The sequence below is a fragment of the Labrys sp. E2SS-1L genome (genome assembly GCF_057073705.1).
This window is the reverse complement of sequence record NZ_CP172713.1, coordinates 1413283-1432640: the sequence shown is the minus strand read 5'-3', so window position 1 is coordinate 1432640 and position 19358 is coordinate 1413283. Positions and strand designations below refer to the sequence as shown.

At 66.1% G+C, this 19358-nt stretch carries 14 protein-coding genes; 7 read left to right on the top strand and 7 right to left on the bottom strand.

Annotated elements, in window-relative coordinates; genetic code table 11:
- Window positions 1-215: 215 nt before the first annotated feature.
- Window positions 216-1127, top strand: coding sequence for a LysR family transcriptional regulator (locus ACIGJE_RS32155; RefSeq protein WP_483680641.1), 912 nt, complete (start codon window positions 216-218; stop codon window positions 1125-1127).
- A 17-nt stretch (window positions 1128-1144) separates the two neighbouring features.
- On the opposite strand, the gene prmC is transcribed toward ACIGJE_RS32155, so the two are convergent.
- The 6 genes from prmC to ACIGJE_RS32125 form a co-directional block, all read right to left on the bottom strand.
- Window positions 1145-2014 carry a peptide chain release factor N(5)-glutamine methyltransferase gene (prmC, locus tag ACIGJE_RS32150; RefSeq protein WP_311937404.1) on the bottom strand — a complete coding sequence of 290 codons (870 nt, stop codon included), beginning with the start codon at window positions 2012-2014 and terminating at the stop codon, window positions 1145-1147.
- Entirely contained in the window at window positions 2011-3090 is a 1080-nt protein-coding gene (prfA, locus tag ACIGJE_RS32145; protein WP_311937400.1) for a peptide chain release factor 1, read from the bottom strand. The genes prmC and prfA overlap by 4 nt, the downstream gene beginning before the upstream one ends.
- A gap of 108 nt (window positions 3091-3198) precedes the next feature.
- A complete protein-coding gene (gene ptsP, locus ACIGJE_RS32140; RefSeq protein ID WP_367624854.1) occupies window positions 3199-5463 on the bottom strand; it encodes a phosphoenolpyruvate--protein phosphotransferase in 2265 nt (754 codons plus the stop codon).
- Between the two features lie 264 nt (window positions 5464-5727).
- The gene (locus ACIGJE_RS32135; protein ID WP_246683842.1) at window positions 5728-6978 is read right to left on the bottom strand and encodes an aspartate kinase; all 1251 of its coding nucleotides are present in this window, start codon (window positions 6976-6978) and stop codon (window positions 5728-5730) included.
- A 232-nt stretch (window positions 6979-7210) separates the two neighbouring features.
- A complete protein-coding gene (locus ACIGJE_RS32130) occupies window positions 7211-9283 on the bottom strand; it encodes an OmpA family protein (RefSeq protein ID WP_483680639.1) in 2073 nt (690 codons plus the stop codon).
- Between the two features lie 194 nt (window positions 9284-9477).
- The gene (locus ACIGJE_RS32125; RefSeq protein WP_068293722.1) at window positions 9478-9906 is read right to left on the bottom strand and encodes an Lrp/AsnC family transcriptional regulator; all 429 of its coding nucleotides are present in this window, start codon (window positions 9904-9906) and stop codon (window positions 9478-9480) included.
- A 123-nt stretch (window positions 9907-10029) separates the two neighbouring features.
- On the opposite strand from ACIGJE_RS32125, the gene ACIGJE_RS32120 reads away from it, so the two are divergent.
- From ACIGJE_RS32120 to ACIGJE_RS32095, 6 genes are all read left to right on the top strand, one after another.
- Entirely contained in the window at window positions 10030-11118 is a 1089-nt protein-coding gene (locus ACIGJE_RS32120) for a saccharopine dehydrogenase family protein (RefSeq protein ID WP_311937392.1), read from the top strand.
- A gap of 182 nt (window positions 11119-11300) precedes the next feature.
- Entirely contained in the window at window positions 11301-12572 is a 1272-nt protein-coding gene (locus ACIGJE_RS32115) for an ROK family transcriptional regulator (protein ID WP_415080780.1), read from the top strand.
- 122 nt (window positions 12573-12694) lie between these two features.
- The gene (locus tag ACIGJE_RS32110) at window positions 12695-15271 is read left to right on the top strand and encodes an ATP-binding cassette domain-containing protein (RefSeq protein ID WP_415080782.1); all 2577 of its coding nucleotides are present in this window, start codon (window positions 12695-12697) and stop codon (window positions 15269-15271) included.
- The gene (locus ACIGJE_RS32105) at window positions 15268-16278 is read left to right on the top strand and encodes an ABC transporter permease (RefSeq protein WP_311937384.1); all 1011 of its coding nucleotides are present in this window, start codon (window positions 15268-15270) and stop codon (window positions 16276-16278) included. The genes ACIGJE_RS32110 and ACIGJE_RS32105 overlap by 4 nt, the downstream gene beginning before the upstream one ends.
- A 54-nt stretch (window positions 16279-16332) precedes the next feature.
- Complete coding sequence (locus ACIGJE_RS32100) at window positions 16333-17343, top strand: rhamnose ABC transporter substrate-binding protein (protein ID WP_394314250.1); 1011 nt, start codon at window positions 16333-16335, stop codon at window positions 17341-17343.
- 213 nt (window positions 17344-17556) lie between these two features.
- On the top strand, window positions 17557-18591 hold the full coding sequence (locus ACIGJE_RS32095; RefSeq protein WP_415080785.1) for a hypothetical protein: 1035 nt from the start codon (window positions 17557-17559) through the stop codon (window positions 18589-18591).
- Between the two features lie 39 nt (window positions 18592-18630).
- Here the strand turns inward: ACIGJE_RS32095 and ACIGJE_RS32090 are convergent, their stop codons facing one another.
- Window positions 18631-19278: a glutathione S-transferase family protein gene (locus ACIGJE_RS32090; RefSeq protein ID WP_415080787.1), complete on the bottom strand. Its 648-nt coding sequence runs from the start codon at window positions 19276-19278 to the stop codon at window positions 18631-18633.
- Between the last annotated feature and the right edge of the window lie 80 nt (window positions 19279-19358).

Genomic DNA, 19358 nt, shown 5'->3' with positions numbered 1-19358 from the left:
CTCGACTTTCGATTTCATCGGTTCCAGTCAGCCGCGGCCCAGGCGGGGTTGGATATTCCGCGGAGTCCGCCTGATCGTGCCCGTGGCTCGATCAGGAGCCCCCTGCCTGGCCGGTGCTGAAGTCAGGAGGGAAATGGGCTCGTCGACGAGCGCTGGAAAGGCGCCCGGGATCACCTTATTTATGAAATCGTTTCATCAATGAGAGAGGCCCGACCATGGACAATCGCTTCGGCGAAATGCAGGTGTTCCGGCTGGTCGTCGAAACAGGCAGCTATTCGCGTGCCGCCCGGCAACTGCGCATGACGCCCTCCACGGTGAGCAAGCTGATCGCGCGGATCGAGGCGCGCCTGGGATTGCGCTTGTTCGAGCGTTCCACCAGGCGGCTGTCTCTCACCGAGGAGGGACGGGCCTATTACGAGCGCGGCGGCGCCGTCATCGACGATCTCGATGCGATCGAGCGGGATTTGAGCGGGCAAGCCGTCACGCCCACCGGCACCGTGCGCGTGACGACGTCGCTGGCCTTCGGGGCAATGGCGATCGAGCCGATCCTGCCGGCCTTCTGGCAGGCCTATCCGGAGATTGCCGTCGACCTGGCGCTTTCGGAAGAAAAGCTCGACCTCTATCTGGAGCGCATCGACGTCGCTTTCCGTGTGGGCGCCTTGCCCGATTCGCGCCTGCGGGCACGTCGTATCGGCACCTCGCGACGTCTGATCGTCGCCGCTCCTGCCTATCTCGACCGCCACGGCACGCCGCGATCAGTCGACGATCTCGTGCGGCACAATTGCCTGGGCTTCACTTTCCGCCGCGCTGTGCCGGTGTGGCCGCTCAGCGAGAGCGGTCGTATCGTCGACCGCGCCGTCCGCACGACCCTGCTTGCCAACAATGGCGAGACGCTGCGCCGCATGGCCGTCGCAGGCATAGGCCTGGCGCGCCTCGCCGACTATCATATACGCGACGATCTCAAGGCGGGGCGCCTCGTCGAGATCCTTGCAGACGTCGTCGCGCCGGATGAAGAGGACATGCACGCCCTCTTCTTCGGCGGGGACAACATTCCCCATCGCGTCAGGGTATTCCTGGATTTCTGCGTACCGAGGCTCCAGCGCTTTCTGCGGGAGGCTGCGGGTTGAAGGCATATCCGCGCAAATCAGGCCGGTCGCGGGTTCCCCGGCCACCTGCCTGCCAAGGCGCGGGGAACGCCCCCGAGGTCCCTGCGCGCCGGACCGAGCATCTCGAAGCCTGCACGACGCATCAGCCCGGCCACAGCCTCCTCCTGGCCGACGCCGAGCTCGAAGACCAGCAGCCCGCCGGGGCGCAGCAGGCGAGGGGCGTCGGCGGCAATGAGGCGATAGGCATCGAGGCCGTCGAGGCCGCCGTCGAGCGCGAGCAGGGGATCATGCTCACGTACCTCCGGTTCCAGCCCGGCAATGTCGGCGGAAGGGATATAGGGCGGGTTGGAGACGATGAGGTCGACTTCATCCTCCAGGCCCTCCATCCAGTTTCCCAGCCGGAAATCGGCTCTGCCGGCGACGCCGTTGTCGGTGGCATTCAGGCCTGCGACCGTCAGGGCGTCGGCCGCCTGGTCGATCCCGATCCCGCTCGCGCGCGGTCTTTCATGCAGCAGGGCGATCAGGATGGCACCGGTGCCGGTGCCGAGATCGAGCAGGCGGTAGGCTGCTTCGCGGTCGGGCACGAGGGACAGGCAGGTCTCGACGATCGTCTCCGTATCCGGCCTTGGCGACAGCGTGGCTGGGCCCAGGCGAAATTCCAGGCTCCAGAACTCCCGGTGCCCGAGGATACGGTCCACCGGTTCTCCCTGCAGGCGCCGGGCCTGGAAGGAGCGGGCCTTCTCCGCAGCCTCGACCGTCACAGGGCCGTCGGGGGAAAGCGTGATTGCGGTCGCCGGCAGGCCTGCGGCTTCGGCAACCAGCCAGCGGGCATCGAGTTCGGGCGTGGGCAGTGCGGCAGTGCGGAAGGCAGCGAGGAGTTCCCGGTAAAGACCGCCGAGCGTGCTCACGCCCTTGCCTCGCTGGCGGCGAGGAGCCTCGCCTGGTTCTCAGTCACCAGCGCGTCGATCACTTCATTGAGGGCGTCGCCGGCGATGATCTGGTCGAGCTTGTAGAGGGTGAGGCCGATGCGGTGGTCGGTCAGGCGTCCCTGCGGAAAATTATAGGTGCGGATGCGTTCGGAACGGTCGCCGGAACCGACCTGGTCGCGCCGATCGGCGGCGCGGGCACTGTCGACGCGTTCGCGTTCAGCTTCGTAGAGGCGCGCGCGCAGCATCGCCATGGCCTGCGCCCGGTTCTTGTGCTGGGAGCGCTCTGCCTGCACCGCCACGGCGATACCGGTGGGCAGATGGGTGATGCGCACGGCGCTGTCAGTGGTATTGACGTGCTGGCCGCCCGCGCCGGAGGCCCTGAAGACATCGACCTTGAGGTCCTTCTCCTCAATGGCGATGTCGACCTCTTCGGCCTCGGGCAGCACCGCGACCGTGGCAGCCGAGGTGTGGATGCGCCCGCCGGCTTCCGTCACCGGCACGCGCTGCACCCGATGCACGCCGGATTCGAATTTCAGCTTTGCGAACACGCCCTTGCCCCTGATGGCCAGCGCGATTTCCTTGTAGCCGCCCATGGTGCCTTCGGATTCTGACAGGATCTCGGTCTTCCAGCCCTGGAGATCGGCATAGCGCATATACATGCGCAGGAGATCGCCGGCGAAGAGCGAGGCTTCGTCGCCGCCTGTGCCGGCGCGCACTTCCAGAATGGCGGATTTTTCGTCGGCGGCATCCTTGGGCAGCAGTGAAAGCTTGATCCCCGTCTCCAACTCGCCGAGGCGTTCAAGCAAAGTCTTGCGCTCCTCCTCCGCCATCTCGGCCATCTCGCCGGCCATGGCCGGTTCGGCGATGATGGCCTCGACGCCTTTCAACTCGTCCTGCGCGCCCTGCCATTCGCGGATGAGCGCGGCAACGGGATCGAGCTCGGCAAGTTCGCGCGCCAGGGTCACATAGGTATCGGCGTCCGGGCCGGAGGCGAGCTCGGCCTCGACGAAATCGCGGCGGCGAAGCAGGGCATCAAGGCGGTCGAGGGGAAGCATAGGGCGGTCCTGGGAGTGTCGGAGCGCGGACATCCTGTCCGCATCTGGAAACGATGTGCATGGGGAGAAAAAGCGGACGAGGACGTCCGCGCTCCCAGGGCAGCCTCGCTATAACGGAATGCCGCGTTCGGCGGCGAATTCCCTGAGAGCAAGGCGCAGCGGCCTGTCCGCTTCCGGCTTGAGATGATGATCGACGAGCTCCATGATCTCGGCTGCGTCGATCTCGAGCAGCATGGCCTTGACCGGGCCGATGGCGGACGGCGTCATCGACAATTGCCGGAAGCCGAGGCCGATCAGGGCAAGCGCCTCCAGCGGCTTGGAGGCCAGCTCGCCGCACAGCGTCACCGGCACGCCGGCCGCGTTGGATTTATCGGCGATCATCTTCAGGGCCCGCATCACCGAAGGTGAGAGCGTGTCGAAACGGCCCGCCACGCGCGCATTGCCGCGATCGACCGCATAGAGGAACTGGAAGAGATCGTTCGAGCCGACGGACAGGAAATCGGTGCGCTGCAGGATCTCGTCGAGCTGGAACAGCAGGCTCGGCACTTCCACCATGGCGCCGAGCTTGACGAGATCGGGCAGGGGTTTGCCGTGGCGGCGCAGGAAGGTAATCTCGCGCTCCACCACTTGACGCGCCTGGTCGAATTCCTCGGAGGCCGAGATCATCGGGAACATCACCCTGAGCTCGCGCCCGGCGGCGGCCTGCAGCAAGGCGCGGAGCTGCGAGCGCATCAGGCCGGGACGGTCGAGGCCGAGGCGGATGGCGCGCCAGCCGAGCGCCGGGTTCTCTTCCTCGATCTGGTGCATATAGGGCAGCACCTTGTCGCCGCCGATATCGAGGGTGCGGAAGGTGACCGGCCGGTCGCCGGCAGCCTCCAGCACGGCCTTGTAGAGCGCATATTGCTCGCCGGTGCGCGGGAACTGCGAGGCGATCATGAACTGCAGCTCGGTGCGGAACAGCCCGATGCCATCGGCGCCGCTTTCCTTGATGTGCGGCAGGTCGACCAGGAGGCCGGCATTGATATAGAGCTTGATATCGCAACCGTCGCGGGTGCGGCTGGGCTTGTGGCGCAGGGCGAGATATTGCTCCTGGCGCTTGGCCCGGAAGCGCACCTTCTCGGCATAGGCATGCTCGACATCCGGGGCCGGGCGCACCTGGACCTCGCCGACCGAGCCGTCGACGATGATGGCATCGCCCTGTTCGACCAGGCTGGTGATGCCCTCGACCTCGCCCACGGTGGGAATGCCGAGTGCCCGCGCCACGATGGCGACGTGGCTGGTCGGCCCGCCCTCCTCGAGAATGAGGCCGCGCAGGTTGTCGCGCGAATAGTCGAGCAGGGCCGCCGGCCCCATCGAGCGCGCCACCAGCACTGCATCCTTGGGCATGGACTCGGAGGGGACGTGATGTCCGTCGCCGGTGAGCTGGCGCAGCAGGCGATTGGCGAGATCGTCGAGATCGTAGAGACGCTCGCGCAGGATCGGATCGGCGACGCGCTGCATGCGTGCTCGCGTATCGGACTGCACGCGCTGCACCGCCGCCTCGGCGGTGACGCCGGTGGCGATGACCTCGCGCATCTTGGTGATCCAGCCGCGATCCTGCGCGAACATGCGATAGGCTTCGAGCACGTCGAGCGTCTCGGTGGCGCGGGCGAGGTCGCCGCGGTCGAGCATGGCGTCGATCGCATCGCGCAGGCCGACGATGGCATTGTCGAGGCGATCGGTCTCGCGGCCGACATCGTCGGCGATCAGGGTCTTCACCACCACCCGCGGCTCGTGCAGCACGACATGGCCGAGCCCGACGCCTTCGGAGAGCGGTGCGCCGGTCAGCTGCAAAGCACGGCGGCTGGCGAGGTCGGCGCCCGGGCGGGCCAGGGCCTGGAGCTCGCCGGAAGCGATCATCTCGGCCAGCACCATGGCGACCGTGGCGAGCGCCTCGATCTCCTCTTCCGAATAGGCTCGCTGGGCCTTGTTCTGCACGACGAGGACGCCGAGCGTCTCGCCGGCACGCAGGATCGGCACGCCGAGGAAGGCGTTGTAGATCTCTTCGCCCGTTTCCGGCTTGTAGGCGAACAAGGGATGGTGCTGCGCGTCCGAGGTGGTGACCGGCTCGGCTTCCTTGGCGACGAGGCCGACCAGGCCTTCGCCCTTGCGCATGGTGGTCAAATGCACCGCGTTCGGATTGAGGCCTTCGGTGGCATAGAGTTCGAGCGTACCGTCGGTGCGCAGGACATAGACCGAGCAGACCTCCGCGACCATGTTCGCGGCGATCAAGACCACGGTCTTGTCCAGCCTCTCCTGCGCCGAAACAGGCTCCGCCATGACTTCGCGGAGCCGCTTGAGGAGCAGGCGCGGGCCGCCGATCGCGCCACGCATCCGATGCCTCCATGTCCTCGACAGGTCAGGTGACCCGGCGAACCCGGGGCCGTCCGCTGCCTCAGAGGGCCGGCCGGTTCTGGCGAAGCGGCCGGTCATAGAATGAATAGGGGGCGTGCCTCGCGCGAGAATCCAAACGAAGCACGCACTAACTTTTTGTTCTGTCGCAAGATTTCACGGAAATTGAAAGAAGTATTTCCGTTTCTGCCAGGCACTGCGTCATCGGGGCGCTGTGCCGTCGTCGTGAGAACAAGGCGCGGTTGCTCAGGCCTTGTCGAGCCCGTAGAGCGTGTGCAGCGTGCGGACCGCCAGTTCGGTATAGGCCGCATCGATCAGCACCGAAATCTTGATCTCGGAGGTGGTGATGGCACGGATATTGATACCGCGGCCGGCAAGGGCCTGGAAGCAGGTTGCCGCCACGCCGGCATGGCTGCGCATGCCGATGCCGATCACCGAAATCTTCGAGACGTCCATATTGGTCTCGACATTGTCGCACACCACGTCCTTGCGGGCCTTGTCGATCACGTCCTTGGCGCGCTGGAACTCGGCCTGCGGCACCGTGAAGGTGATGTCGGTGGAGGCGCCGTCGGCCGAAATGTTCTGGACGATCATGTCGACATTGATGTTGGCGTCGGCCAGGGGCACGAAGATGGCGGCGGCGACACCCGGACGGTCGGCCACGTCACGCAGGGTGATCTGCGCTTCATCCTTCGAATAGGCGATGCCGGTCACAACCTGCTGTTCCATGATGTCTTCCTCGTCGCAGATCAGGGTTCCGGGATTGGGGTTTTCAGGATCGTCGAAGGACGATCTTACATAGGTTTTCACCTTGTGGACCATGGCGAGTTCCACCGAACGCACCTGCAGCACCTTGGCGCCGAGGGAGGCCATTTCCAGCATTTCCTCGAAGGCGATGCGGTCCATGCGCTGCGCCTTGGGCACGATGCGCGGATCGGTGGTGTAGACGCCGTCGACATCGGTGTAGATGTCGCAGCGCTCGGCGCCGATCGCGCCGGCGATGGCGACGGCCGAGGTGTCGGAACCGCCGCGCCCCAGCGTGGTGATGCGCCCGCTCACGGGCTCGATGCCCTGGAAGCCGGAAATCACCGCGACTTCCCCGGCGGCGAAGCCGTCATCGAGATTCTTGGAAGGGATCGCCGAGATGCGCGCGGAACCGTGGGCGGCCGAGGTCTCGATCGGCACCTGCCAGCCCTGCCAGGAACGGGCCTTGATGCCGATGCTGGTGAGCGTCAGCGCGAGCAGGCCCGAGGTCACCTGTTCGCCGGAAGCGACGATGGTGTCGTATTCGCGCTGGTCATACAGCGGCGAGGCCTCGTTGCACCAGCCGACCAGCTCATTGGTTTTGCCGGACATGGCGGAGACCACCACCGCCACGTCATAGCCGGCGGCAACCTCGCGTTTGACATGCTGCGCCACATTCTTGATGCGCTCGACAGTGGCGACAGAGGTGCCGCCAAACTTCATGACAAGACGGGGACGCGGGCTGCCGGACATACGGCCACTAGGCTCCGATGAATTCTCGAACGTTGGTAAGACGCTCTCGATGAGGGGACGCCGCACAAAAGCGGGCCAGGATGCGGTCCCGGCCGTGGCTACATGCATGAGGCGAGGAGATGCGGAGACCTGCGGTCACCGCGCCGCGGGATTTAAGCGAAAGGGCCGAGGATGGCAAGCAAAAGCGGCGCGCATCCGACAGGGATGTGCGCCGCGATCGTGATGGTAGCCGTCAGTTCTGCAACAGGGGCGTGATGCGGCGCAGGGTCACGCGGCGATTCTCCTGCTCGGGCTCGGGCGTCGGGATCTTGAGATAGCGCTCGCCGAGGCCCGCCGTGACCAGGTTGTCGGGCGCGATCACGTAATATTGGGTCAGGGCCTGCTTCACCGCCTCGGCCCGCTCCTTGGACAGGCGCAGATTATAAGCATCGTCACCCACCGCATCGGTATTGCCCTCGATCACGAAGACCTCGTTGGGATGGGCGGCCACGATCCGCTCGATGATGCGGCCGATGCGGTCGAGATTGGCGATCTCCTCCTCGCGCACGAATGATTCGTTGAAGCCGAAATGAATGGTGTCCAGTTCCACGCTGGGGATGGACTGACGGATGGCCGGCTGTTCCATCACCGCTTCGGGCTGGGCAAGGAATTCGGACCGTGCATAACGGCGCGGCAGCGGCTTGAGCGGGCGGGAGGCGAATTGCTGCTCGATCTGGTCGTCGTCGACTTCCGCCGCCCAGACGCTCTGATAGCGCTGTCCGCGCGGATTGATGTCCACGTCGAAGCGTCCGTCGCCTTCATAGCGCCGTAGGCGATCGGTGCGCTGGCCGCGATCGCTCAGCAGGCGGCGGCGCAGGTCGTTGCGATCGTCCTGCAGATATTGTGCGAAGGCCTCGCGGTCCTCGGGGTTGTAGCGCTGGTCGTTGGCGGCATCGCGATAGACCAGGATGCGCCGGTTGAGCTGGTCGACGGTCAGCACGTTGGAGGGGCGCCGGTCCGCCAGGATGGCGGGGATGTCCTGCGGCCGGGGCGAGCCCTGGCGGAACTGGGAGCGGCCGAAGGGCGAACCCTGCCCACTCTGGCCCTGCTGCTGTTCGCCGCCATATTCCTGGTCGGCCACGCGGTTGCGCAGGGCGGCGCGCGCGCCGTTCAGGCGCTGGATCAGGGCCTGTTCGGTGGCTTCCGACAGGTTGCCGGCTGACAGGGCCGAGCGGTAGACGTTGAGGCGCTGGCGCAATTGCTGGTCGTTGAGGCGATCGGGCGGCGTGGCATCACCCAGCAGGCCGATGGCGCGCTGCTCCGCTGCCCGGTCGACCGGACCCTGCAGGGGGCGGCCCTGGCCTTGCTGGCTGCCGTTCTCCGGCTGCGGCGGAAGGCCCGGTCGGCCTTCCTGCCCCTGTTGCGTGCCGTCGGCCGGCAGGGGAATCCCGCCTTGACCGGGGAGTTGGTTGCGGCCGCCGGGGCGACCATCCAAGGGGCGGCTATCCGGCTGGCCGTTGTCGAGGCCCTGCGGCGTACCTTCGGTGCCGGGCTGGCCCTGGGTACGGTCGCGGCGCTTGCCGCGCGGTTCGGGCGTGCCGCCGCTCTCCTGTCCTGCACCCGGCTGGCCGTCGCCGGCGGCGGGCTGCTGGGGCACAGGCTTGGGCTGGACAGGCTTGGTCTGCGCGGGCGCGCCGCTGCCTTGATCCGCATCCGGCTCGGTGGGAGTGCGGGGTTTTGCTGCGGGCGTGTCTTGTCCCGTGGTGTCGCTAGGCGCTGTGGGCTTTTGGCGCTTGGGCTTTGCAGCCGGTGCCTCCTGTGCAGGTTCTCCCGCGGTTGGCTTGCCGGGAGCTTCCTGGCCGGCCGAATCGGCGGCCGGCTTCTGGCGCTTGGGCTTGGCAGCGGGGGGCGCTTCGCCGGGCGCGGGTTCGCCGGGCGCGTCCTGGCCGGCGGCCCCGGGGGTCGGCTTCTGGCGGCGGGGCTTGGCGGCAGGCGTTTCGTCACCGCCTGAACCGGATGCTGCGCCGTCCTGCTCGGCGTTCGGCTTCTGCCGCTTCGGCTTGGCAGCCGGAGCGCCGCCGTCCTGGTCCTGCGATTCGGCGGGAGCTGCCCGTTTTGCCGGCGCGCCCTCGCCATCCTGGCCGCCGCCCTTCTTGTGGCGCTTCAGCACGTCCTCGATCGAGGGCTTGGCACCCGGCGCGGGCGCTTCCGTGGTGGGCGCCTGGGCATCCTGCGCCAGCGCGTCCTGCACCAGCACGATCGCCGTGGGCGAGACGGCGAGCATCAGCGTACCAGCCAGACTGATCAGTTTCTTGCGCAGGAGCATCGCGACCTCTCTTGATTGGGCCGCCATCATCCCGATTGCGGCTGAACCGAAACTGAACGCGGATCGTCGAATATCCGTCGGTGCCGGGACACGCCTCACACGGCCGTGCTCGATTCCGAAATCGAACCCGTTGCCGTAAATCATTGTTATTGCATGATTTCTTCCGAGAATCGGCGCGCGCTTTTCGGTACGCCCTAGCGTTCGATCCGCGTCGACAGGATGAGGGAGGTCGACGTGCGCTCGACTCCTTCCAGCGCGCCGATGCGATCGGCCAGTTCGTCGAGCTCGCCGACCGAGCGAGCCTCGATCACCGCGATCATGTCGAAATTGCCGCTGACCGAATGCAGCGTGCGTACGGCCGGAATCTCGCGCAGGCCCGCCTCCACCTGGCGAATCAGCTTGGGCACGGTGGTGAGCAGCACATGGGCGCGCAGCAGCGAACGGGTATGCTCCTCCGAAAGCCGGATGGTGTAGCCGGCGATCACGCCGCGATGTTCGAGACGAGCCAGGCGGCTCTGCACTGTGGTGCGGGAAACGCCGAGGCGCCGGGCGATCTCGGCCGTGGAGGCGCGGGCGTTCTCGCGCAGGATGGCAATCAGGGCGTCATCGGCGGGCGTCGTCATAACGACGATATAGCGGATGGCATTGTGCAAAGATAGTTCGGCATTTCGTCGAAATGCAGGCTTCGAAAAGCAGGGAGGCAGGCGTAGGCTTTGCTCAGGGAAACACGGCAGGGGAGGCGGACAATGCGCAAGATCGTGGTGGCGGGAGCAGGCAAGATCGGCGCATGCATCGCCGATATCCTGGCGGTCAGCGGGGACTATGAAGTCACGGTGATCGACCGGTCGGCCGCGCAACTGGAGGGCGCCGAACTGTCGGCGGGCGTGGAGCAGCGTGAACTCGATCTCGAGGACGGAGCAGCCCTGCGCACCGTCCTGGACGGTGCCTATGCCGTGCTCAGCGCCGCGCCCTTCCATCTCACCACCCGTATCGCCGAGGCGGCGGCGCGCGCCAACGTTCATTATCTCGACCTGACCGAGGACGTCGCCTCGACCCGCCGGGTGCGTGACCTCGCGGCTTCGGCCAGGAGCGCCTTCATCCCCCAATGCGGTCTGGCGCCCGGCTTCATCTCGATCGTCGCCAACGATCTCGCCCAGCAGTTCGACAGCCTCGATTCCATCCGCATGCGCGTCGGCGCCCTGCCGCAATATCCCTCCAACGCGCTCAACTACAACCTGACTTGGTCGACGGACGGGGTCATCAACGAATATTGCGAGCCTTGCGAGGCGATCGTCGACGGTCATCGCGTCGAGGTGCCGGCGATGGAGGAGCGCGAGGAATTCTCGCTCGACGGCGTCACCTATGAGGCCTTCAACACCTCGGGCGGGCTCGGCAGCCTGTGCGAAACCTATCTGGGGCGGGTGCGCACGTTGAACTACCGTACCATCCGCTATCCCGGCCATGCGGCGATCATGAAGGCGCTGCTCAACGACCTCGATCTCCGGCATCGCCGCGACGTGCTCAAGGACATTCTCGAAAATGCCCTGCCGGCGACGATCCAGGACGTGGTGGTGATCTTCGTTACCGTCAGCGGCAAGCGCCACGGCCATCTGGTGCAGGAAACCTATGCCAACAAGATCTACAACCGCCGCGTCGGCTCGCGCCTGCGCAGCGCCATCCAGGTGACGACGGCCTCGGCCATCTGCGCCGTGCTGGACATGCTGGCCAAGGGCGAGCTGCCGCAGAAGGGCTTCATCCGCCAGGAGGATATCGCGCTCTCGGCCTTCCTCGCCAATCGCTTCGGCAGCGCCTATGCGCAGACGGCGGCGCGATAGGTTTCCAGAGATCGCGGGCGTCCTCGCCCGCATTCGCTTTCCCTGCGTAGCCAGAGTTTTCAAGAGCGGGCAGGGTGCCTGCGGTCCCAGGACGTCCCCCTTGATAATTAAGCATAGTGCTTTAATAATTGAAGGATCTTTCCGGCTCGAGATCCTTCATTCCTTGGAGCACGATGGCGATCATGTCCCAGCCGAACGCGCCCGCGAGCCGCAAGGGCAGCAATTCCGTCCAGGTGCGGCGCTACAATGAGCGCGTGGTGCTCGAGGCGTTGCAGCGCCTTGGCCAAGCTTCCAAGGCAGAGCTCGCCCGTTCCGCCAATCTCACGCCCCAGGCCGTGGCCGTCATCGTCGATCACCTCGAGGAAGTCGGGCTGGTCCGCCATGAGGGCAAGCGCGCCGGACAGGTCGGGCAGCCTTCCACCCTCTATGCGCCGGCGCCCGACGGCGCCTTCTCGATCGGCCTGCATGTCGGCCGGCGGGCCTTCGATGCCGTGCTGGTCGATTTCACCGGCCGCACCCTGCGCATGGAGACCAGCGAATACGAATATCCCGAGCCGCAGATGGTGGCGGAGCTGGCGGCCGCCTATGTCCGCACCTTCCGGGCCGGCCTGGCGCCCGATTTGCGCAGCCGGGTGGTCGGCGTCGGGGTGGCGATGCCCTATTTCATGGACAGCTGGACCAAGGAACTGGGCATGCCGGGCTCGATCACCCAGGCCTGGGAGGATTTCGACTTTGCCAAGGCCCTGAACGACAGCATCGACCTGCCGTTGTTCTTCGAGAACGACGCCTCCGGCGCGGCGACGGCCGAACTGGTCTATGGCCGGGGCCGGGAGGTCCGGGACTTCATCTATCTGTTCATCTCCACCTTCATCGGTGGCGGACTGATCATCAACGGCAATCTGGAGACCGGCCCGAACGGCAATTCGGCGGCCTTCGGTCCCTATCCGGTGACGCCTTCGCTGCTGTCGAGCGTGCCGGCGCCGAAGGGACCCTTCGAGATCCTGCTGCGCCGCGCGTCGATCTATGTGCTGACCAATCATCTGCGCGAGAACGGCGTGCCGATCCGCCGGGCTCTCGAGCTCGACGAAATCGGCGAGAAGGCCGAACCCTTTCTCGGCGAGTGGGTCGAGGACTGTGCCGATGCCCTGGCTCAGGCCATCGTCGGTGCCATCGCCGTGGTCGATGTCTCGGCCATCGTGATCGACGGCATCCTGCCGGCGGCCATCCTGCAGCGCACGGTCGAGGCGGTGTCGCGTCGCTTCGGCGAGATCGTACCCGAAGGCCTGTTCGCGCCCGAGATCGCGGTCGGCACCATGGGGCCGCGCGCCGCAGCGATCGGCGCAGCCATCCTGCCGCTCTATGCCATGTTCGCGCCGGACAGCGCCACGCTGGTGAAGGCCAAGGCGCCGGGCATCGGGCGCGCCAGCCTGAGAACCTATATCGGTGCCGCTTAGGCGCGAGGGCATGCGCTTGACAGTTTGGGGTCATCGATATATCCATTTGCTTTAATAATTAAAGGTGAGGGGACGTTGATGATGGGCGCATCTCGGTCGCATCGTCGCCGGCGGGCAAGGCCATGAAGAGCAGCCTGGCGGATGAGGATTTCGGAGCCTCGATCGCGTCCCCCGTCGCGGCCGCCGGCTTGGTGAACGCCTCCAAGCGCTTCGGAGGAACGATCGCCCTTTCCCACGCCAGTTTCGATCTCCTGCCCGGTGAGGTGCTGGCCCTGTTGGGCGAGAACGGTGCGGGCAAGAGCACCTGCGTCAAGCTGCTTGCCGGCGTCTACAGGCCGGACGAGGGTGCGGTGACCATCGGCGGCGATCCGGTGGAGCATTGGTCGCCCCTCGAAGCGCAGCGACGCGGCATTGCGGTGATGCACCAGCATCCCGGCCTGTTCGGTGACCTGACGGTGTTCGAGAACATTTTCGTCGGCCACATGCCGCAGCGTGCCTTGGGACGCATCGACTATGAACGCATGCGCGAGGAAGCGCGCGCGCTGCTCGATGTGGTCGGGCTGCAGTGCTCGCCCGAGGATCCCTTGAAGGAGCTGCGCACCTCCGAGCAGCAATTGGTCGAGATCGCCCGCGCCCTGTCGGTCAATGCCAAGGTGCTGATCATGGACGAGCCGACCGCGGCGCTGTCCCAGCGCGAAGTCGAGCGTCTCTTCGCCGTGGTCGCCGACCTCAAGGCCCGGCAGGTGGCGATGATGTTCGTCGGCCATCGCATGGAGGAGATCTACCGGATTGCCGACCGCATCGCCGTCCTGCGCGATGGGCACCTCATCGGCGTGAGGCAGGCAGCCGAGCTCGACCGCGACCAGGCCGTGCAGATGATGATCGGGCGGCCGCTCAAGGCCATCTATCCGCAATGGGAATCAAAACCCGGCCAGGAGGTGCTCTCCGTCTCCGGCCTGTCGCGCGAAGGGGCGTTCGAGGATGTCTCCTTCAATGTCCGGGCCGGCGAGATCGTCGGCCTCGGCGGGCTGGTAGGCAGCGGGCGCACCGAGATCGCCCGCGTGTTGTTCGGCATCGACCAGCCGACGGCGGGCCGCATCGAGATGGAGGGCAAGGCGGTGGCCTTTGCCGATCCGCCCGCCGCCATGGCCGCCGGCATCGCCTATGTCTCGGAGGACCGGCTCGGCCAGAGCCTGGTGATGGATTTTCCCATCCTCGACAATGCGTCCCTGCCGGTGATCGAGAAGGCCACGATGGCCGGGCTGGTGATGCGGCGGCAGGAACTGGCTTTGGTCGAGCCGCATCTCAAGCGCCTGAAGCTGAAATTCCGCAGCTTCGACCAGCCTGTGAAGACACTCTCGGGCGGCAATCAGCAGAAGGTGGTGCTGTCGAAATGGCTCGCCACCCAGCCCAGGCTGCTCATCCTCGACGAGCCGACCCAGGGCATCGACGTCGAGAGCAAGTCCGAAGTCCATACCATGATCGCGGAACTTGCCCAGCAGGGGCTGGCGATCATCCTGATCTCCTCGGAGCTGCCGGAACTGGTCAGCATGTGCGACCGCATCGTGGTGCTGCGCGAAGGCCGGATGGCCGGCGCCTTCACCCGCGAGGAGGCCGACCAGGAAAAGGTCATACGCGCGGCCACGGATGCCGGCGGGGTGATTGCGGACAAGCAACCGGCGCTGGCATCGCGGGATGACGCCACCAAGGCCGATGAGGCCAAGGCGGGCTGGCTCAAGGCGCTGCTGCGCCGGCGCGAGGTCGGGCTGGTCGGGGCCATGGCCGCCGTGGTCCTGCCGGTGATGTTCCTCAATCCGCGCATGGTCAGCCCGGAAAACCTCACAGCCATCGCCATGGACGCGGCGCTGCTGATGATCGTCGCCGTGGCCCAGATGCTGGTCCTGCTCACGCGCAACATCGACCTGTCGGTGGCCTCGGTGATCGGCCTGTCGGCCTATGGCGCGGCGAGCTTCATGCATGCCCACCCGGACAGCTCGGTGCTTCTGGGCGTCGGCGTGGCCTGTGTGGTCGGCCTGGCCTGCGGTGCCCTCAACGGGCTGGTGGTGACCCTTGGGCGCGTGCCGGCCATCGTGGTCACGCTCGGGACGCTTTCGGTCTTCCGGGGCCTGAACAGCCTGTGGGCGGGCGGCCGACAGATCAGCGCCGACCAGGTGCCGCAGGCTTGGCTCGACATGACCAGCGCCCGCATCGCCGGCATTCCAGCCGTGATTCTCATCGCCCTTGCCTGCCTGGTGGTGATCGGGCTGATCCTGAGGCACTGGCCTGTCGGCCGGGAGCTCTATGCCATCGGCTCCAATCCGGACGGCGCTGCCCTGATCGGCATCCGCCGTACGGCCCTCGTGCTCGGGGCCTTCATGCTGGCAGGCCTGCTGGCCGGCTTCGACGGCGCCCTTTGGGCCTCGCGCTATGCCACCATCGACGCCCGCGTGGCGCTCGGCTTCGAACTCACCGTGATAGCCTCGGTGGTGGTGGGCGGCGTCGCCATCAGGGGCGGGGCCGGAACGGTGCTCGGCGTCGCCCTGGGGGCGCTCACCTTGCTGGTGATCCAGAACGGACTGACGCTGGTGCGCGTCGATCCCCTCTGGCTGCAAGGGGTCTATGGCCTCGTCATCCTGCTCGCCATCGGTGTCGATACCATCATCGGGCGGCGAACCCATCAGGGACGGAGGGCGCGATGAAGACCAGCCTCATCGAAAGGATCGCCAGCTGGGAGAACTTCCTGGCCCTGCTGACGGTGGCGGTTCTCGCCTATGCGGTGTTCGCCGTGCCGAACTTCGCCACGGTCTTCAACATCTCTCAGGCCATTGCAGGCGCATCCGAGCGGGCGCTGATCGTGCTGCCGATGGTGCTCCTAATCATCGCCCGCGAGATCGACCTCTCCGTCGCCAGCATCCTGGCGCTGTGCAGCGTGGTGTTCGGCGTGCTGATCCGCGAGGGCCTGCCGCTGGAGGGGGCGATCGCGCTGGCGCTGCTGGCGGGCATCCTGGCAGGCGCCTTCAACGGCGTGCTGGTGACCTATCTCGGCCTGCCCTCGCTGGTGGTGACCCTCGGCACCATGGCGATGTTCCGCGGCATCGGCTACATCCTGCTCGGCACCGGCTCGGTGAACGAGTTTCCCGAGAGCTTCACCGATTTCGGCATCGACACGCTGGGCGACACGCCGATCCCCTGGACGATCGTGCCCTTCCTCGTGCTGGCGCCGGTCTTCGCCATCCTCCTGCAGATGAGCAGTATCGGCCGGCGTATCTATGCCATCGGCGGCAGCCCCGATGCGGCACTCTATGCCGGCGTGCGGGTGGCGCGCATCCGCCTCGGCCTGTTCGTGCTCAGCGGCTTCATCTGCGCCATTGCCTCCATCGTATTCACTGCCCGCCTTGCCAATGCGCGGGCCGACAATGCCATCGGCCTGGAGCTCGACGTGATCACCATCGCGCTGCTCGGCGGCGTCAGCGTGTTCGGCGGCAAGGGCAAGCTCACCGGCGTGTTCCTGGCGCTGGTGCTGATCGCCACGCTGCGCAACGTGCTGGGCCTGAGCCAGATCGGCGGCGATGCACAGGGCACGGTGATCGGGCTCTTGCTGATCGTCTCGCTGCTGCTCAGCACCACGGCCCAGCGCCTTTATGGCGGTCTCCAGGCGAAGTTCAAGACAGCCAGCCTGCCGAAAGGGCCGGAACGAACGACCTGACTGAAAGCGTAGACAACAACGACCTCGAGAAAGGCGTGAAGGAGGAGACAAGCCATGAAAAAAGCGACGAGAACCCATCTGATCCTGACCACGGCCATCGTGCTGGGCGCCCTGGCGGCGCCGGCTTTCGCAGCCGAGAAATGCGCGAAGGAACCCGTCACCGTCGGCTTCCTGCCCAAGCTCGACACCGATCCCTATTTCCAGGTGGCCAGGACCGGGGCGGAGGAGGCCCAGAAGGAGATTGGCGGCAAGGTGATCCAGCAGGCGCCGTCCCAGGCGACTGCCGAAGCCCAGATCGAGTTCATCAACAATCTCGTGTCCCAGAAGGTCGACGTCATCGCCATCTCCGGCAATGACGCCAATGCCGTGGCGCCCGCCCTCAAGCGCGCGGCCAAACAGGGCGTCAGGATCGTCTCCTATGATTCCGACGTTTCGGAAGCCGCCCGTTCACTGTTCTTCAACCAGGCCAAGGGCGACAGCCTGGCCGAGATGATGCTGGAGAGCATGGGCCAGATGATCGGCTATGAGGGGGATTTCGCCATCCTGTCCTCGACCCCGACGGCGACCAACCAGAATGCCTGGATCGACTTCATCAAGAACAAGATGAAGGAGCCGAAATTCGCCAAGATGAAGCTGGTGCAGATCGCCTATGGCCAGGAGAGCGAGCAGGTCAACCAGCAGCAGGCCCTGGCGCTCGTCCAGGCCTTCCCGAACCTCAAGGGCATCATCATCCCAGCCGGCATCGGCCTGCCGGCGGCGGCGCGCGCCCTCGACCAGGCGGGCAGCCTCGGCAAGGTCAAGCTGACGGGGCTCGCTCCTGCCACCCTGATCAAGAAATACATCCAGAACGGCTCCGTCCAGGACATCTGGTGGAACGTCAAGGACCTCGGCTACCTGACCTATTACGGCGCCCAGCAACTGGCGCAGTGCAAGATCGCCGGCAAGCCGGGCGACAAGTTCAAGGCCGGGCGCCTCGGCGACTACACGGTGGGCGAGAAGGGCGAGGTGGTCCTCGGTCCTGCCAAGATCGTCACGCCGGCCAATGTCGAGGAATTCAAGTTCTAGCCGAACCGGCGAAGGGAGTGAACTTTGTCATGCCCGGGCTTGACCCGGGCATCCAGTGAGCCGGTCGTCGCCGCTTCGAGCGGAAGGCTGGATTGCCGGGTCAAGCCCGGCAATGACAAGGCTCGCGCCACTTCAAACCGTGTAGCGCGGGACAGTCATGCTGTTGTAATCGCAGCTCGATCTGCCCTCGGTTAGACATTTGGGAACATCCACATGCCGCAAACCTGGTCGCTCGACTGGTCGCATGGCCAGGTGACGGTACATGCCGGCGCCGCCGCCCTGGGCCGCACGCGCTTTCGCCTCGACGATGGCCGTTTCGTCGAACCCTTCCACGAGGCGCCCTGGATCACGGCCGGCGAAGCCGTCGAACCCGGCCTGGAGAACCTCAGGGGCGACTGGCCCTGCCTGCCCTTTGGGCGGCTCTACGGCCGCGATGATCCCCTGGTCGGTGCCTGGAGGGGGCTGGTCGATGCTCCCTTGCCGCAGGCCGCCGATCCGCTCGGCCCGAGCGATCATTTGCTGCATGGCTACAGCGCTGCCTCCGAATGGAAGCTGATGTCGCTCACGCGGGAGGCGATCACCCTCGACCTCGATTATCCCGGCGACTCGCCGATCGAGCGGATCACGCGCACGATCCGGCCGATCGACGGGCAGGCCGGGCTCGATGTTTCCGTCGAGATCCAGGCCCGGCGCCCCTGTGTCAGGCCTTTCGGCTTTCACCCCAACTTCGCCCTGCGTGGAAATCCCGGATCCTTCCGCATCGAGCCCGGACCTTATCGCTTCGGCCTCAGCCATCCCGTGGCCGAGGCGGCGGCCCGGGCCGAGCCCGACAGGAAGTTCACCACGCTTGCCGAGGTCGCAATCAAGTCAGGCGGGCACGAGCGTTTCGACAGGCTGCCCTTCGCCGATGACCGCGAGGACATCCTGCAACTCTGCGGCATCGAGGGCGGCGTGCATCTTGTCGACGAGCACGACCGAGTTGCCTGGGATCTTTCCTGGGACACGGCGAAGCTGCCGTCCTGCCTGCTATGGATGAGCAATCGCGGGCGCAAGTTCGCGCCCTGGAACGGGCGCCACCTATGCGTCGGCGTCGAGCCGGTGGCCTCGGCCTTCGATTTCGGATCGGTGATCGCCGCCTCGGACAATCCCATCGCGCTTGCCGGCGTGCGCACGGCAATCACACTCGAGCCGGGAACGCCGCTCACGCTCGGCTGGCGCATTCGTGGCCACGCCTTGGCGCCAATTTAGCTCGTAGATTCTGTCGGCTGGACTTTGTGAGCGTATGTTTTAACGGTCTGATGGGGCGTTGACCGCAAATTGGGCGGCAAAGGCCCTGACATAGGCGGGCCGGGCTTCGCCGCGAGCGACATAGGCCGCCAGGTTTTGATATTCGTCCAGCAGGCCCGACATTCTCAGGCGCAGCAGCACGGACACCATCAACAAATCGCCTGCGCTGAACGCACCGTCGAGCCACTCGGCGTTGCCCAGCCGTGCTGAAAGCTGGTCGAGCCTAGCCCGAACGCGGTCCTTAACCAGGGGCAGGCGCTCCGCGCTCCAAGGCTTGTCGGCTTCGAATATCCTGGCTGTCGTCAGGTCGAGGATCGGCGGCTCGACGGTGTTGAGCGCGGCAAACATCCAGGTGATCGCCCGCGCCCGTGCATCGCGCCCCTGCGGGAGCAGGCCCGCATGCTTCTCGGCAAGGTGAAAGACGATCGAGCCGGTCTCGAATAGGCACAGAGAACCCTCCTCATAGGTGGGAATCTGGCCGAAGGGATGGAGGGCCAGATGGCCGGGCGCCTTCATGTCTGCGAACGAAACCAGGCGAACCTCATAAGGCTGGCCCACTTCCTCGAGCGCCCAGCGAACGCGCGTATCGCGCGCCAGTCCCTTGCCGCCATCGGGCGAACGTTCAAAGGCCGTGATGGTGATTGTCATCGCATCGGTTTCCTGCCTGGCCGACTTGCTCGGCCGCCTATCGTGACGACGAACGAGCCTGCCGGAGGGCGACATCGGCC